Genomic DNA, 15,510 nt, shown 5'->3' on the forward strand with positions numbered 1-15,510 from the left:
CACGTCGGATGCGAAAAACCATCAGAACATGTGCAGACCACCATTCACCGCATAATCCGCACCCGTCACATACGCCGCATCATCGGATGCCAACCACGCACACAGACTCGCCACCTCCTCCGGCTTGCCCAAGCGCCGGATCGGCACCGAACCTGCCAGACGATCCAACACGTCCGGCGGAAAACTGCTGATCGACTGACTCGCGATGTACCCCGGCGAAATCGTATTCACCGTTACCCCGCGCGTCGCCACCTCATTGGCCAACGCCCGGCTGAAACCATGCATCGCCGCCTTCGCCGTCGCGAAGTTCACCTGGCCGATCTGGCCCTTGTGCGCACTTACCGAGCCGATGTTCACGATCCGGCCCCAGCCGCGCGTACTCATGCCATCGATCACCTGCTTGGTGATGTTGAACAACGTGTGCAGGTTCGACCCCATCACCGCATTCCAGTCGTCCGGGCTCATCTGACGGAACAGCACATCGCGGCTGCCACCGGCATTGTTGACCAGCACATCGATCTCGCCGACCTCGGCCTTCACCTTGGCAAATGCCGCCACGGTCGAGGACCAGTCCGCCGCGTTGCCTTCCGAGGCGATGAAATCGAAGCCGAGCTCACGCTGCTCGCGCAGCCAGGCGGCCTTGCGCGGGGAGTTCGGTGCGCAGCCGGCAACCACGGTGTGGCCGTTGCGGGCCAGCTTCTGGCAGATGGCAGTGCCGACACTGCCCATGGCGCTGGTGACGTAGGCGATGCGAAGAGTCATGGCGGAACGCTCCTTGGTAGGCGGATCAGGACGCAAGCGGATACAGGCCGAACAGCAGCCCGCCGAACATCAGCAGCAGCGAAATGCCGATGGCCCACTTCAGGGTGAACTTCTGGTGGTCGGCGAACTCCACCTTGGCCAGGCCGACCAGCAGATAGGTCGACGGCACCAGTGGACTGAGCAGATGCACCGGCTGGCCGGCCAGCGAGGCGCGCGCCATCTCGACCGGGGTAATGCCGTAGTTGCCGGCCGCTTCGGACAGGATCGGAAGTACGCCGAAGTAGAAGGCGTCGTTGGACATGAAGAAGGTGAACGGCATCGAGGCCAGCGCAGTGATCACTGCCAGGTAGGGGCCCCAGCTGTCGGGAATGATCGCCAGGAAGCTGTGCGACATCGCCTCGACCATGCCGGTGTTGTTGAGGATGCCGGTGAAAATGCCCGCCGCGAAGATCAGCGAGACTACCGAGAGCACGTTGCCGGCGTGGTTGACCACACGGCGGCGCTGCTCGGCCAGGTTCGGGTAGTTGATGACCAGGGCGATCGCGAAGCCGACCATGAACAGCACCGGCATCGGCAGCAGGCCCATGATCAGCGCGGTCATCAGGGCGATGGTCAGGCCCAGATTGACCCACAACAGCTTCGGGCGCTTGATGTCTTCGGCGTCTTCCACGGTCGGCAGGGTGTTGCCATCATCGGACACACTGTTGTCCATCCAGCTGCCGCCCTGCGGCAGGGTCACCACGCCCAGGCGACGGCGCTCCTTCATGCCCAGGTACCAGGCCAGCACCAGCACGCCGGCGCAGGCGATCACCATCGAGGGAATCAGCGGCACGAACACGTCGGCCGGGTCCACATGCAGCGCGGTAGCCGCACGCGCGGTCGGGCCGCCCCACGGGGTGAGGTTCATCACGCCGCCGGCGAGGATGGTCACGCAGGTCATGTTCAACGCATTCATGCCCAGGCGCTGATACAGCGGCAGCATGGCCGACACGGTGATCATGTACGTGGTCGAGCCGTCACCGTCGAGCGAGATCAGCATCGCCAGGATGGCGGTGCCGAGCACGATCTTCATCGGGTCGCCCTTGACGAAGCGCAGGATGATCCGCACCAGTGGATCGAACAGACCCGCATCGATCATCACGCCGAAGTACAGGATCGCGAACATCAACATCACGCCGGTCGGCGCGATCTTCTTGATGCCTTCCAGCATCATGTCGTCGATGCCGGCCGCGAAGCCGCCGATCAAGGCGAACAGGATCGGAATGGTGATGAGGGCGACCAGCGGCGACAGCCGCTTGCTCATGATCAAGTACATGAATGTAATGACCATGCCAAAGCCGAGGATGCTCAGCATCATCTGCATTCTCCAGAAGAAACGGTGCGGGAAGTAGGAATCAGAAGTCGTACTGCAGGCGGCCGGTGACCGCGCGGGTGCGGTCCACGGTGGCGTCGGCCAGACGGTCGCGGTTGCGGCTTTCGATCAGGTTGAGCATGAAGCGCAGGTTCGGGCGCATGTACCAGTTGCCGCCCAGCGTCCATGCCTCGGTCTGGCCGTCACGCAGGTCGGGCTGGCCGATCAGGTGCTGCTCACCGCGCATCTGGTCATAACGCAGTGCCAGCTCGAAGGCACCGGCCCGGTGCTGGAAATCCTTGACCCGGCCGAAACGCCCGGTCTTGCGATCGTAGACGCGCGATTCGCCGGTGACGAACCAGCTGACCAGGCCGTAGCCGGCCAGGACCGTGCCGCGCTGGCTGCCATCGTCGAAGGTGGCGCCGCTGAACTCGCCCTGCCAGGACAGTGGGCCGTGCACCTGTGCGTACTCCAGCGACCACTTGTTGACGTCGGTATCGCGACCGGCCGAGAAATCGACCAGGGTCAGGCGGCTGTTGTCGGAGAGGTGACCGGCCGGGCGTGGGCGGATGCGCAGGGCAGGCACGCCGTCGGCGCCCGGGTTGTCGTAGCGCTCATGCGCCAGCGACACGCCCAGATGCAGGACATCACCGGCCGTGGCGCCAGGGGCCCAGGTCGCGCGGCCACCGGTGGCACGGCCCTTGACCTGCCACGCATCGATGCTCTCCAGGCTGTAGGCGCTGGCGGCCCAGGTCATGTCGCCGCGCGCGGCCTGCCAGGAGGCGCCGAGGCGATACAGCGGCGCCAGCGTGGTGCCGGCATTGCCGCGCTCCAGGAAGGTGCCGTAGTTCGAACTGGTGCGGTCATCCAGCGAAAAGAACTGCTTGAACTGGCCCACCGTCAGCTTGCCGGCCTCGCCGAAGCTGCGGCTGACGAACACATCCTTGGCTTCGACCCGGTCGCCGGAGACGTCTGCTTCCAGCTTGTAGTCGACGGCGAAGAACTTGCCGGACACGTCAACCCACGCGCGGCGGATCTCGGTGTCGTCCTTGTTCGGGGTGCCGCGGCTGTCGTTGTGGAAATCGGCGAAGTCCAGATGCAGGCGCCCGCCCAGGCTGGCCGTGACCGGGCGGTCGTCAGTGCTGTCGTCGGCGGCCCAGGCAGGTGCGGCCAACAACAGCGTGCAGGCGGCCGGCATGCACCAGCGCAATGCGTTCAGTTCCATGGCCCCTCCCAGGTACCGTGTGTTCGGTGGTGTCGCGTTGGCGCAGCCTAGTGCCGGGATGCTGTCATCCACCTGTCAGCCATTGCTGCACCGCAGCGAAGCGCACGGAGGCGGCCGCACGCGCTAGCATTCGTGCACCTTTCCCGATCCCGACCGATGCGCATCCTGCTGGTGGAAGACAACCCGGACCTGGCCGACGCGATCGTCCGCCGCATGCGCCGCAGTGGGCACGCCGTGGACTGGCAGAGCGATGGGCTGGCGGCGGCAAGCGTGCTGCGTTACCAGAGCTTTGATCTGGTCGTGCTCGATATCGGCCTGCCGAAACTGGATGGCCTGCGCGTGCTGGCCGGCATGCGCGAACGCGGTGACAGCACGCCGGTGCTGATGCTGACCGCGCGCGATGGCATCGAAGACCGTGTGCAGGCGCTGGATGTCGGCGCCGATGATTACCTGGGCAAGCCGTTCGATTTCCGCGAGTTCGAGGCGCGCTGCCGCGTGCTGCTGCGGCGTACCCGCGGCCAGGCCAGCGAGGTGGTGCAGATCGGCGGCTTCCAGTTCGACAACGCTGCACACCGGGTCAGCCTGGATGGCCAGCCGATCGAACTGCCCAACCGCGAGTACCGTCTGCTGGAAATCCTGATGGGGCGGCTGGGGCAGGTGGTCGGCAAGGACGAGATCGGCAACGGCCTGTTCGGCTTTGATGACGAGGCCGGGCCGAACGCGATCGAGCTCTACGTGGGCCGCCTGCGCCGCAAGCTGGCCGAGGCACCGTTGCGCATCGTGACCGTGCGTGGCACCGGCTATCTGCTGGAGGCGCACGATGCAACGGCCATGGGCAGCAGCGATGGCGACTGAGCCGCGCGCGCCCTCTTCGATCCGGCGCACGCTGTGGCTGTATCTCGGTGGCTTGATGGCACTGTTTGCGGTCGCGTTGTTCTTCGGCGCGCGCGACTACGGCCAGCGTGCCGCCAATCGTTCCTATGATCACCTGCTGGTGTCTTCGGCGCTCTCCATCATCGACTCGGTCGCGTTGGTGGATGCACAGTGGCAGGTGGATCTGCCGTACGCCTCGCTTGACCTGCTGGCGATGGCGCCGGAGGACCGCGTGTTCTATCGGGTCTTCGACGCGCGCAACCAGACCGTGACCGGCTACGACGATCTGCCGGCGCCACCGCGCACCCCGACCGATCGCCCGCAGCTGTTCGACGCCCCCTACAGCGGCGAAACCGTGCGCTTCGTGGTGGTCTCGCGACGGGTGTCATCACCGTCGGCCCAGGCCGAAGTACGCGTGCAGGTGGGGCAGACCCGGCGTGCACGCGAGGCGCTGGCGCAGGACATGGTGACCCGCGCGCTGGTGGCGATCGTGGTGCTCTCGCTGCTGTCGCTGGCATTGGTCGCGCTCGGCGTGCACCGTGCGCTGCGGCCGCTGGTGCGGGTCGAACGCGAACTGTCCAAACGCGAGCCGTCCGATCTGCGGCCACTGGACGCAGCCACGCCGCAGGAAATGGACCAGATGGTCGGGGCGCTGAATCACTTCATGGGCCGGCTCTCGACCAGCAACGAAACCCTGCGCGCATTCATGGCCGAAGCCGCGCACCAGATGCGCACGCCGCTCGCCGCGCTTCGCGCTCAGGCGCAATTGGCGCTGGACGACGAAGACCCTGAAGACATGCGCCGCAGCCTGCAGGCGATCGAGCGCAACGCGACCCACATGAGCCGCCTGCTCAACCAGCTGCTCAGCGATGCCAGTGTGATCCATCGCGCGAATCTGCAGCGTTTCGCCCTGGTCGATCTGGCCGAGATCGTGCACCAGGCCCTGCACGAGGCCTTGCCGCAGGCATTGCCTGCACCTCGCGTGCAGTTGGCGGTGACCAGCGATCCGGCGTGGGTCAACGGGGATGCACTGCTGCTGCGCGAAGCGATCAAGAACCTGATCGACAATGCGCTCAAATACGGCGGCGACGGTGTACTGCAGCTGGCGCTGACCACGGATGACAGCCACTGCGTGCTGACCATCGCCGACCATGGCCCCGGGATCGCGGCCGCCGATGCGGAGCGGGTGTTCGAGCGCTTCGCGCGCGGCGAGGGCGCGGCGGCCGGGGGCGCCGGACTCGGGCTGGCAATCGTCAAGCGGGTTGTCGACAGCCATGGCGGCCACATCGATCTGTCCAACCGGGTCGACGGTGGCCTCATCGCCACCATCCGCCTGCCGAGGAGACATGCATGAAACGCTGGTACGGCCTGCTGATGCTGCTGTTCACTGCCGCGGTCGTTGCCGACCCCGGGGACGTGCAGCGCTTCCCGGCGCAGGGGGCGCCGACGGCGCAGCTGCGCATCCACGGCTCGACCGACATCGAAGTGTTCGCCACGGTGATCGCCGATTACCAGCGGCTGCATCCGGGCACGGAGATCGTCTACGAAGACATCATCACCCAGGACATGTATGCGCGTTACCTGCGTGATCGCAGCGGCCCGGCTTCACCGGACATGCTGATCAGCAGTGGCATGGATCTGCAGGCCAAGCTGGTCAACGACGGCCATGCGCTGCCGCACCGCTCGGCGCAGACCGATGCGTTGCCCGCGTGGGCGCAGTGGCGGCACGAGGCATTCGGAATCAGCTACGAGCCGGTCGCGATGGTCTACAACACGCGCATGCTGCCGGCTGCGCGGGTGCCGCACACGCGGCGTCAATTGCTGGAGCTGCTGCGTGCGCCGGATGCGTCGTTGCTGGGCCGGGTGGGGACCTACGATGTGCAGCGCAGCAGTGTCGGCTATCTGCTGGCTACCCAGGATGGCCAGCGCGGCAGCATGGCGGGCGCGCTGCTCGGTGCGCTGGGCGACAACCGGGTGCAGCTGGAGGAGCGCACCGGCGTGCTGCTCGACCGGGTCAGCAGCGGCCAGCTCTCGCTGGTCTACAACGTGCTGGGCTCGTATGCGCAGGCGCGCATCGATGCCGGCGCGCCGCTGGGCATCATCGAGCCGGAGGACTACACCCTGGTGATGCTGCGCACCGCGGTGATCCCGCGAGGAGGAAAGCACCCTGATGAAGCCCGCCGGTTCCTGGATTATCTGCTGTCGCCGCGCGGGCAACAGGTGCTCTCCCGCGAAGCGCGGTTGATGCCGATCCTGCCGGCGGCGGGCCAGCGCCGTGGCGCGTCGCCGGAGCGCAGTTACCGCCCGATCCAGCTCGGCCCGGGGCTGCTGGTGTACCTGGACGGCCTCAAGCGCCGCCAGTTCCTGGACGCTTGGCGCGGCAGCATGCAGCAGGGGCGTCGAGGCCGCTGGCGGCCTCACCGCCCCTGCTGCCCGCGCATTCCACCTCAACCCCGCGCCGTTGGCGCGCCCCCTTCAACACGAAGGGGGCTTTTCTCCAGACGCTCAACGTGTGTAGGCAGGGCTGGGTTGGCACCTCGGGGACGCCGGGGATGCCTCCGCTGGCCGTCCAACCTCATTACAATCGGCGCATGAGTGACATCACCGTTCTGGTCGCCGACGACCACCCGCTGCTCCGTGCTGCGGTCGTGCATTCGCTGCGTCAGGCCTTGCCTCACGTCAATGTGATCGAAGTGGCCAGCGCCGCGACGCTGGAGACCGCGCTCGATCAACATGCGGAGATCGAGCTGGTCCTGCTCGATCTGACCATGCCCGGTGCACGGGGGTTTTCCTCGCTGTTGCATGTGCGTGGCGCGCATCCGGATGTGCCGGTGGTGATCGTGTCCTCCAACGACCACCCGCGGGTGATCCGGCGTGCGCAGCAGTTCGGCGCGGCCGGTTTCATTCCCAAGTCTGCCCCGGCCGAAACCATCGGCCAGGCGGTGGCGGCGGTGCTTGATGGCGGGGTCTGGTTCCCGGCGATGGCACCGGAGCGCTCCGAATCCGATGCGCTGCTCGCCGCGCGCCTGGCCCAGCTCACCCCGCAGCAGTTCCGGGTGTTGTTGTGCCTGGCCGATGGCCTGCTCAACAAGCAGATCGCCTATGAGCTGGGCCTGGCCGAGAACACGGTCAAGGTGCACGTCACCGCGATCCTGAAGAAGCTGGAATGCCACAGCCGTACACAGGCGGCGGTGCTGGTGAAAGCGCTGGAGCCGGAAGGCGATGCTGGCGCCGGGGTCTAGCGAGGGGTCTACCGACGCCGGCTCAGCTGCGGTGGCGTAGCAGCAGTTGCGTCATCAGGGCCCGCAGCGCGGGCGGGCGCACCGGCTTGGACAGGAAGCCCCAACCGTTCTCCGCAGCGTGGGCCTTCAACGCGTCGTCGCGCTCTGCGGTGACCAGGATCACCGGCGGGCGCGCGTGCCACAGGCCGCACAGGTGTTCATACAGGTCCGGGCCGTGCCACTGGCCCATGCGCACGTCCAGCAGCAGGAGCTTGGGCACGTTGAACGCCGAGGCGATCTCCAGCGCGGCGTGTGGTCCATCGGCCAGTTCCACGACACAGCCCCAGCGCTCCAGCAGCGCACGGGTGGCGGCACAGACCCGCGGGTCGTCGTCGATGCTCCAGACCCGGCAGTGGCGCAACGGGCTGTCATCGGCGCTGTCGACCACCGGGGTGACCGCGGGCACCGGTGCGATCACCACGTCCGCAGCCTCACCCAGGGGCAGACTCACTGAAAACACGCTGCCACGCCCCAGCGTCGAACGCAGCCGGATCGGGTGGCCGAGCAGGCGGCCGATCCGTTCCACAATCGCCAGGCCCAGACCGGCGCCACGCTCTTGGTCCACGCCGTCGTCCAAGCGGCGGAACTCTTCGAAGATCTCGCTTTGCAGGCTTTCGGGAATCCCCGGCCCCTGGTCATGCACTTCGATGCGCAGCTGATCGCCGTGGCGGCGGCAGCCGATCAGCACGCGGCCACGTGGGGTGTAACGCAGTGCGTTGGACAGGAAATTCTGCAGGATCCGGCGCAACAGGGCCTCATCGCTGACCACCACCGCGCGCGTGTCCACCCAGCGCAGCTGCAGGCCACGGCTGTCGGCGGCCAAGCCGAATTCACGGGCAAGCGTTTCCAGCAGCGGCGACAATGCGAAGGCGCGCACATGCGTCTTCAGTGCGCCCGATTCCAGTCGCGAGATGTCAAGCAGGCTGTTGAGGATGGCGTCCTGCGCGGCCAGCGCGGCGTCCACATGCTCGCTGAGTTCGCGGGCATCACCCTGCAGCTTGCCGCGCAGCACCGAGACGAACATCCGCGCGGCGTTCAACGGCTGCAGCAGGTCGTGCACGGCCGAGGCCACGAAGCGGGATTTGTAGCGGTTGGCCCGCTCGGCTTCGCGGCGTGCCTCATCCAGATCGCGGGTGCGCTCGGCGACCCGATGTTCCAGCGCATCGGCGAGCGAGCGCAGCTCGCGTGCGGTGTTCTTGTAGGCGGTGATATCGGCGTAGCTGGTGACGAAGCCGCCGTCGGGCAACGGGTTGCCGCGGATTTCCAGCACGGTGCCGTCGTCTTTTTCGCTCTCGCGCATGTGCGGGCGGCCGCTGCGCAGGTGGTTCAGGCGGCGCTCGATTGCTTCGTCGATCGGCCCGGGGCCGAGCAGGCCACGCCGTGCGTTGAAGTGGAAGATCTCTTCGATCGGTCGGCCCACCCGGATCAGCCCGGTGGGGAAGCGGAACAGCTCCAGATAGCGGGCATTCCAGGCCACCAGCTTCTGTTCGTTGTCGATCACCACCACGCCCTGCGGCAGGTGCGCCAGGCTGCGGCTGAGGCCGCTGTCGGCCTGCTGGGCGGCCTGCAGCACGCCGTCCTGGGCGGTGCGCAGCTCCTGTGCGTGCTGCTTGAGCACGCTCTCCAGCTCGCGCCGGCTGCGCTGCCGGTGCGCCGCCAGCCGCCGGCGCTGCTGCACGAACAGGCCCAGGAAACACATGGCCAGCCAGATGCCGCCGGCAGCCAGCGCGGCGCTGCGGCCGACCGCCGTGCTGGCACTGGCGTCATGCAGCAGGTGCAGCTTCCATTGCGGCTCGCTCAGTACCAGGGTCTGCCACAGCACCGGCCGTGGCAGTGCGGGCTGCTCGATGCGCACCATGCGCCCGCCATCGGCCAGTACCTCCACCGTGCGCGCCTGCAGCGGCTGCAGTGACCGATCCGCATACTGGCGGGTGGCCAGCATCTCCTTGCGCTCCTGCGGACCGAGCGGGCGCAGCAGGCGATAGCGCCAGTCGTCGGCATTGGCGAGGAACACCACGTCGTGCGCGTCGGTGGTCAGCACGATGTCGGGGCTCTGCAGCCATTCCTGCTCAAGCGCGCGCAGTTCGATCTTGATCGCGACCACGCCCAGCACGGCGCCGCGGTCGTCATAGAGCGCCTGCGACAGAAAATAGCCAGGCACGGCGGTGGTCATGCCGATGCCGTAGAAGTGCCCGCTGCCGTGCGCCATCGCCTGCTGGAAGTAGGGGCGGTAGCTGTAGTCCTCGCCCACATTGGTGGTCGGCTGGTCCCAGTTGCTGGCCGCCACGGCGATGCCGTGCCTGTCGATCAGCGTCAGGGTCGAGGCACGGGTGACATTGTTGGCCTGGGCCAGTTTGAGATTCAGCCGCTGCCGCTCCGCGGCGGTGAGCGGGTGGGACACGGCCTGGTGCAGGTCCGGGTCCAGCGCCAGCACCTGCGGCAGCGTACCGAAACGATCGATGCGCTGCTGCAGGGTCTGCGCGTACAGGCCCAGCTGGCGCCGGACCTGCTGGCTTTCATCGTCCAGCGCCCGCTGCTGTGCATAGCGTCCGGCCAGCAGCGCGCACAGCGCCGTGCCGCCGATCATCAGGGCGATGATCAGCAGCCAGGGACGATAGCGGGAGACGCGGTACATGCCGTCAGTCTAGGCAGGACACGGCGGACGCGCGTCAACGCGTCCGCCGGGCGGGATCAGAAGTGCATCTGAGCGCGCAGTTCGAAGATTTCCGGCTGGCTGCGCACGCCGCGACGGCTGGCGTCGACCTTCACGTAGTTCGCCTGGAACTTGAAGTGCGAGGTCAGGTACCAGTTGGCACCCAGGGTCCAGTCGTGCTGGCGGCCGCCAAACACATCGGCGTCGTCCAGATCGATGCGGCTGTAACGGGTCACCAGCTCGACTGCGCCGTAGCTGTGCGCCGGCTTCACGTTGGCCACGGCACCGGCGTTGTACGGGCGCGATTCGCCGGTCAGGATCCAGCTCGCCATCGCGTACTGGCCGTTGCCGGTGTAATCCGGCTTGCCATCACGGCTGACCGTGGTCTGCAGCGCTTCACCCTGCAGCGAGAACGGACCGCGGATCCAGATGCCTTCCAGACCGGTGCGCACGATCTTGTCGGCGGTGGTCAGCGCACCGGAGTCGACCAGGCGGATATCGGTCAGGCCGGCTTCCGGGCGTGCCCGCAGGCGGGCGCTGGCCGGGCGCGAGATATCGCGACCATCGCGGTAACCGCGCGGATTCTCCTGCGAATAGGCCAGGCCCAGGTGGACCACGTCGCCAGCGGCCTTGACCGGGGTCCACACCGCACGCACGGCCTGGGTGGTGCCGGGGTTGTCACCCTGCAGATCCTTGCCGCCATAGGCGCCGGCCTGCAGCAGGTACTGCGGGCGTTCCAGCACCCATTCGGCACCGGTGCGGCGGCCTTCGTAGAACGCCTGCACGGGCAGGGCGGTCTCCAGGAAGCTGCCGGCGCGCGAGGAGGTGCCCGCGTCCAGGCCGACCGGGGTCTTCATGTAGCCGAAGCGGAAGCGGCCGATGTCGCTGCCGAAGAAGGCCTTGCTTTCGAAGCGGACGAACACGTCCAGCCAGGTATCGGACTGGAAGTCGTAATAGACCATGGCGTCATACAAGCCCTTCTTCTTCAGGGTCGCGCCGAACTCCTTGCGGCGCACGGCGTCGGCATCTTCAATGCCGCTGTTGCCGGAGAAGTCGTTGAGGTCGTAGGCGATGTTGGCGGTGGCGGCCAGTTCGGTGCCATCGCTGAAGGTGGCCTTGGTCGGCCAGTTGTCCCAATCGGCCGCGGTGGCGGCGAGCGGGGCCGTGGCCAGGGCCAGGGCAATGAACAGGGGTGTAGAGCGCATGGGCGGTAGCTGCAAGTAAGAGTGGGGCAGAACAACAACGGCCGCGAACGGCAAATCTTTGGGAATTTTACCCGTGATCCGCCGCGGGGCCACCCGCCGCCGTGGGGGCGCGGTGCCAGGCCAGTGTAGGCAGTGCGGTCAGCTGAACCGGGGGGCTAGTACCAATAGGTTATCTGCGTTGGCCGGATGCGGGCGTAAAAAGGCCACGCCAGATGCCGCCCAGCGCGGCCGGCATCCTTCGTGACACTGCCGGAGCTTCCCATGCACGTTCCCACCACCGCCCCGCTGGCGGCCAAGCCGCTGCCGTTCTACCGCCAACTGTATTTCCAGGTGGTGGTGGCGATCGTTCTCGGTGCCATCCTCGGCCACTACGAGCCGGCCTTCGCCGAATCGCTCAAGCCGCTGGGCGACGCCTTCATCAAGCTGGTGAAGATGATCATCGCCCCGGTGATCTTCCTGACCATCGTCACCGGTATCGCCGGCATGACCCACCTGCGCACCGTGGGCCGGGTGTTCGCCAAATCGATGGCCTACTTCCTGTTCTTCTCCACGCTGGCCCTGGTGGTCGGCATGGTGGTGGCCCACGTGGTGCAGCCGGGCGCGGGGATGAACATCAACCCGGCCGATCTGGACCAGACCGCGGTCAACGGCTACGTGCAGAAGTCGCATGAGCTGACCCTGGTCGGCTTCGCGCTGGACATCATACCGGCCACCCTGGTCAGCGCCTTCGTCGAAGGCAACATCCTGCAGGTGCTGTTCGTGGCAGTGCTGTTCGGCATCGCGCTGGCCCTGACCGGCGCCAAGGGCCGCCCGGTGCTGACCTTCCTGGAGGCGCTGACCGCCCCGGTGTTCCGTCTGGTCCATATCCTGATGAAGGCGGCCCCGATCGGCGCGTTCGGTGCGATCGCCTTCACCATCGGCAAGTACGGGGTCGGCTCGCTGGTCAACCTGGCCTGGCTGGTCGGCTCGTTCTACCTGACCGCCTTCCTGTTCGTGGCGGTGATCCTAGGTGTGGTCTGCCGCCTGTGCGGATTCTCGGTGTTCAAGCTGGCCCGCTACCTGAAGGCTGAACTGCTGCTGGTGCTGGGCACCTCGTCCTCGGAATCGGCGCTGCCCTCGCTGATGGAAAAGATGGAAAAGGCCGGCTGCAGCAAGTCCGTGGTGGGCCTGGTGGTCCCGACCGGGTACTCGTTCAACCTGGACGGCACCAACATCTACATGACCCTGGCGGCGCTGTTCATCGCCCAGGCGACCAACACCGAACTGACCCTGGGCCACCAGATCGCCCTGCTGCTGGTGGCGATGCTCAGCTCCAAGGGTGCCGCCGGCGTCACCGGAGCCGGCTTCATCACCCTGGCCGCCACCCTGGCGGTGGTGCCGGAAGTCCCGGTGGCCGGCATGGCGCTGATCCTGGGCGTGGACCGCTTCATGAGCGAATGCCGCTCGCTGACCAACTTCATCGGCAATGCCGTGGCCACCGTGGTGGTCTCGCGCTGGGAAAACGCGCTGGATCGCGACCGCCTGGCGATGGTGCTGGACGGCCGCGAAGCCGAGCTGCCGCCGCTGGTCGTCGCCGACCTGCCGGACACGCTGCCGGCCCCGGCGCACTGAGCCCGCTGACCTGATGGTGTGGTGCATGGTCGTGCCGTTCCTGCCGGGGCGGCACGGCCATGTTTTGTTCTGAAGGCCCGATGCGCGCTGTCATCTGTGCGCGGCAGGCTGGTCCGCATACGCCGGCGAACGGGCTGTGCGCTGCGTTGGATTATGTGCGGTTGCAACATCGCCGCGACAGCGTAGCGACAGGTCCGTCCACGCCAACGGGGGTATGATCCCCTGTTCCTCTCGCCCATTCATCTGCAGAAAGCGATGTCCAACGAAGATTTCAAACAGGCTGCCCTCGATTACCACCGCATGTCGCCGCCGGGCAAGATCCGCGTCGCAGCGACCAAGCCGATGCTGACCCAGCGTGATCTGTCGTTGGCGTATTCGCCGGGCGTGGCACACGCCTGCGAAGCGATCATGGCCGACCCGCAGCAAGCCAGTGAACTGACCGCCCGCGGCAACCTCGTCGCGGTGATCTCCAACGGCACCGCCGTGCTGGGCCTGGGCAACATCGGCCCGCTGGCCGGCAAGCCGGTGATGGAAGGCAAGGGCGTGCTGTTCCAGAAGTTCGCCGGCATCGATGTGTTCGACATCGAGATCGATGAGAACGACCCGGACAAGCTGGTCGACATCATCGCCTCGCTGGAACCGACCTTCGGTGGCATCAACCTGGAAGACATCAAGGCGCCGGAGTGCTTCATCGTGGAGCGCAAGCTGCGCGAGCGGATGAACATCCCGGTGTTCCATGACGACCAGCACGGCACCGCGATCATCGTCGGCGCGGCGGTGCTCAACGCCATGCTCGTCACCGGCAAGAAGATCGAAGACGTGAAGCTGGCCACCACCGGCATGGGCGCGGCGGGTATCTCCTGCGTCAACATGCTGGTCTCGCTGGGCCTGAAGAAAGAGAACATCCTGGCCTTCGACCGCGACGGCGTGATCCACACCGGTCGTACCGACCTGGACCCGGAAAAGGCGCGCTACGCGCGTGATACCGACAAGCGCACGCTGGCCGAGATCGTCGACGGTGCGGACATCTTCCTGGGTCTGTCGGCGCCGGGCATCCTGACGGCGGACATGGTCAAGACCATGGCCAAGGATCCGGTGATCTTCGCGCTGGCCAACCCGACGCCGGAAATCATGCCGGAAGTGGCCCGTTCGGTCCGCCCGGACGCGCTGATCGGTACCGGTCGTTCGGACTACCCGAACCAGATCAACAACGTGCTGTGCTTCCCGTACCTGTTCCGTGGTGCGCTGGATGTCGGCGCGACCGCGATCAACGAAGAAATGAAGATCGCCTGCGTGCACGCGATCGCCGCGATGGCACGCCGCGAGGCCAGCGACCTGGGCTCGGCCTATGGCGATGAGACCCCGAGCTTCGGCCGTGACTACCTGATTCCGCGTCCGTTCGATCGCCGCCTGCTGGTGGAGCTGTCGGCCGCCGTGGCGCAGGCCGCGATGGATTCCGGCGTAGCCACCCGTCCGGTCGCCGATATGGGCGCCTACCGCGAGAAGCTGGCCCAGTTCGTCTACCGCACCAGCCTGATGATGAAGCCGGTCTACGACCGCGCGCGGTCGGACAAGCAGCGCGTGGTGTACGCCGAAGGCGAGGAAGAAGTGGTGCTGCGCGCGGTGCAGAACGTGGTCGATGAAGGCCTGGCGCAGCCGATCCTGATCGGCCGCCCGGACGTGATCGAGGCCCGTGTCGAGCGCCTCGGCCTGCGCATGAAGGCCGGTGTCGATTTCGACATCACCAACATCAACGACGATCCGCGTTTCAACGAGTACTGGCAGTACTACCACAACCTCACCGGCCGTCGTGGTGTGACTGTGGCTGCGGCCAAGAACCTGATGCGCTCGCGCCCGACCCTGATCGCGGCGGTGATGGTGGCGCGTGGCGAAGCCGACGCGATGCTGACCGGCGTGGTCGGCCGCTTCCACAAGAAACTCGGCTACGTGCGCAGCGTGCTGCCGCTGGAAGCCAAGGTGACCTCCACCTCGGCGATGACCGGCGTGATCAACCAGCAGGGCGTGTTCTTCTTCGTGGATACCCACGTGCAGGAAGACCCGACCGCCGAGCAGATCACCGAAGCGACGCTGCAGGCGGCGTACCGCATGAAGCTGTTCGGCATCGAGCCGAAGGTGGCGCTGCTGTCGCACTCCAACTTCGGCAGCCACGACTCCAAGGACGCGCTGAAGATGCGGGCGGTCCGCGAGATGCTGCTCAAGCGCAACCCGCGCTTGAACGTGGATGGCGAAATGCAGGGGGATACCGCATGGGATGAAGCCCTGCGCCAGAAGCTGCTGCCCAACAGCACGCTGAAGGGCCGTGCCAACCTGTTCGTGTTGCCCAACCTGGAAGCGGCCAACATCGCCTACAACCTGGTGCGCGTGTTCACCGACGGCGTGGCGATCGGCCCGATCCTGATGGGCGTGGCCAAGCCGGTGCACATCCTGACCACCAGCGCGACCTCGCGCCGCGTGCTCAACATGACCGCCATCGCGGCCGTGGATGCGCAGATCCGCAAGCAACTGGAGGCGGAGAAGAACGCGTAAGG

Annotated in this window: 10 protein-coding genes and 1 pseudogene; 6 read left to right on the top strand and 5 right to left on the bottom strand. The window is 66.7% G+C overall.

Annotation, left to right across the window (positions count from 1 at the left end):
• Positions 1–21: 21 nt before the first annotated feature.
• The 3 genes from phbB to ABE464_RS07405 are packed head-to-tail and all read right to left on the bottom strand — an operon-like array spanning position 22 to position 3,338.
• Complete coding sequence (gene phbB / locus ABE464_RS07395; RefSeq protein WP_346471408.1) at positions 22–762, bottom strand: acetoacetyl-CoA reductase; 741 nt, start codon at positions 760–762, stop codon at positions 22–24.
• A gap of 25 nt (positions 763–787) precedes the next feature.
• Positions 788–2,116 carry a CitMHS family transporter gene (locus tag ABE464_RS07400; protein WP_346471446.1) on the bottom strand — a complete coding sequence of 443 codons (1,329 nt, stop codon included), beginning with the start codon at positions 2,114–2,116 and terminating at the stop codon, positions 788–790.
• A gap of 40 nt (positions 2,117–2,156) precedes the next feature.
• On the bottom strand, positions 2,157–3,338 hold the full coding sequence (locus ABE464_RS07405; protein WP_346471409.1) for a porin: 1,182 nt from the start codon (positions 3,336–3,338) through the stop codon (positions 2,157–2,159).
• Between the two features lie 156 nt (positions 3,339–3,494).
• Between ABE464_RS07405 and ABE464_RS07410 the strand changes: the two genes are divergently transcribed.
• The 4 genes and pseudogenes from ABE464_RS07410 (at position 3,495) to ABE464_RS07425 (ending at position 7,453) form a co-directional block, all read left to right on the top strand.
• Positions 3,495–4,193: a response regulator transcription factor gene (locus ABE464_RS07410; protein ID WP_346471410.1), complete on the top strand. Its 699-nt coding sequence runs from the start codon at positions 3,495–3,497 to the stop codon at positions 4,191–4,193.
• On the top strand, positions 4,183–5,565 hold the full coding sequence (locus ABE464_RS07415) for a sensor histidine kinase (RefSeq protein ID WP_346471447.1): 1,383 nt from the start codon (positions 4,183–4,185) through the stop codon (positions 5,563–5,565). The genes ABE464_RS07410 and ABE464_RS07415 overlap by 11 nt, the downstream gene beginning before the upstream one ends.
• Positions 5,562–6,611: pseudogene (locus ABE464_RS07420) on the top strand (ABC transporter substrate-binding protein); the annotation flags it as partial. The gene ABE464_RS07415 and the pseudogene ABE464_RS07420, both read left to right, overlap by 4 nt.
• A gap of 191 nt (positions 6,612–6,802) precedes the next feature.
• Entirely contained in the window at positions 6,803–7,453 is a 651-nt protein-coding gene (locus ABE464_RS07425; RefSeq protein WP_346471411.1) for a response regulator transcription factor, read from the top strand.
• Positions 7,454–7,475: 22 nt separating this feature from the next.
• On the opposite strand, the gene ABE464_RS07430 is transcribed toward ABE464_RS07425, so the two are convergent.
• Together ABE464_RS07430 and ABE464_RS07435 are read right to left on the bottom strand one after the other, a co-directional pair.
• Complete coding sequence (locus ABE464_RS07430) at positions 7,476–10,127, bottom strand: PAS-domain containing protein (protein WP_346471412.1); 2,652 nt, start codon at positions 10,125–10,127, stop codon at positions 7,476–7,478.
• A 56-nt stretch (positions 10,128–10,183) separates the two neighbouring features.
• Complete coding sequence (locus ABE464_RS07435; protein ID WP_346471413.1) at positions 10,184–11,350, bottom strand: porin; 1,167 nt, start codon at positions 11,348–11,350, stop codon at positions 10,184–10,186.
• Positions 11,351–11,611: 261 nt separating this feature from the next.
• On the opposite strand from ABE464_RS07435, the gene ABE464_RS07440 reads away from it, so the two are divergent.
• Together ABE464_RS07440 and ABE464_RS07445 are read left to right on the top strand one after the other, a co-directional pair.
• Positions 11,612–12,961: a dicarboxylate/amino acid:cation symporter gene (locus ABE464_RS07440; RefSeq protein ID WP_346471414.1), complete on the top strand. Its 1,350-nt coding sequence runs from the start codon at positions 11,612–11,614 to the stop codon at positions 12,959–12,961.
• A 255-nt stretch (positions 12,962–13,216) separates the two neighbouring features.
• Positions 13,217–15,508 carry an NADP-dependent malic enzyme gene (locus ABE464_RS07445; RefSeq protein WP_259259179.1) on the top strand — a complete coding sequence of 764 codons (2,292 nt, stop codon included), beginning with the start codon at positions 13,217–13,219 and terminating at the stop codon, positions 15,506–15,508.
• Positions 15,509–15,510: the final 2 nt, after the last annotated feature.

It is taken from the genome of Stenotrophomonas sp. TWI587, from assembly GCF_039674145.1.
Taxonomy (GTDB): Bacteria; Pseudomonadota; Gammaproteobacteria; order Xanthomonadales; family Xanthomonadaceae; genus Stenotrophomonas; species Stenotrophomonas maltophilia_AY.

What these genes read in the sequence shown, in the direction of transcription:
- phbB (WP_346471408.1), bottom strand. Translation starts at nt 762, where the DNA reads ATGACTCTTCGCATCGCCTACGTCACCAGCGCCATGGGCAGTGTCGGC.
- ABE464_RS07400 (WP_346471446.1), bottom strand. Translation starts at nt 2,116, where the DNA reads ATGCTGAGCATCCTCGGCTTTGGCATGGTCATTACATTCATGTACTTG.
- ABE464_RS07405 (WP_346471409.1), bottom strand. Translation starts at nt 3,338, where the DNA reads ATGGAACTGAACGCATTGCGCTGGTGCATGCCGGCCGCCTGCACGCTG.
- ABE464_RS07410 (WP_346471410.1), top strand. Translation starts at nt 3,495, where the DNA reads ATGCGCATCCTGCTGGTGGAAGACAACCCGGACCTGGCCGACGCGATC.
- ABE464_RS07415 (WP_346471447.1), top strand. Translation starts at nt 4,183, where the DNA reads ATGGCGACTGAGCCGCGCGCGCCCTCTTCGATCCGGCGCACGCTGTGG.
- ABE464_RS07425 (WP_346471411.1), top strand. Translation starts at nt 6,803, where the DNA reads ATGAGTGACATCACCGTTCTGGTCGCCGACGACCACCCGCTGCTCCGT.
- ABE464_RS07430 (WP_346471412.1), bottom strand. Translation starts at nt 10,127, where the DNA reads ATGTACCGCGTCTCCCGCTATCGTCCCTGGCTGCTGATCATCGCCCTG.
- ABE464_RS07435 (WP_346471413.1), bottom strand. Translation starts at nt 11,350, where the DNA reads ATGCGCTCTACACCCCTGTTCATTGCCCTGGCCCTGGCCACGGCCCCG.
- ABE464_RS07440 (WP_346471414.1), top strand. Translation starts at nt 11,612, where the DNA reads ATGCACGTTCCCACCACCGCCCCGCTGGCGGCCAAGCCGCTGCCGTTC.
- ABE464_RS07445 (WP_259259179.1), top strand. Translation starts at nt 13,217, where the DNA reads ATGTCCAACGAAGATTTCAAACAGGCTGCCCTCGATTACCACCGCATG.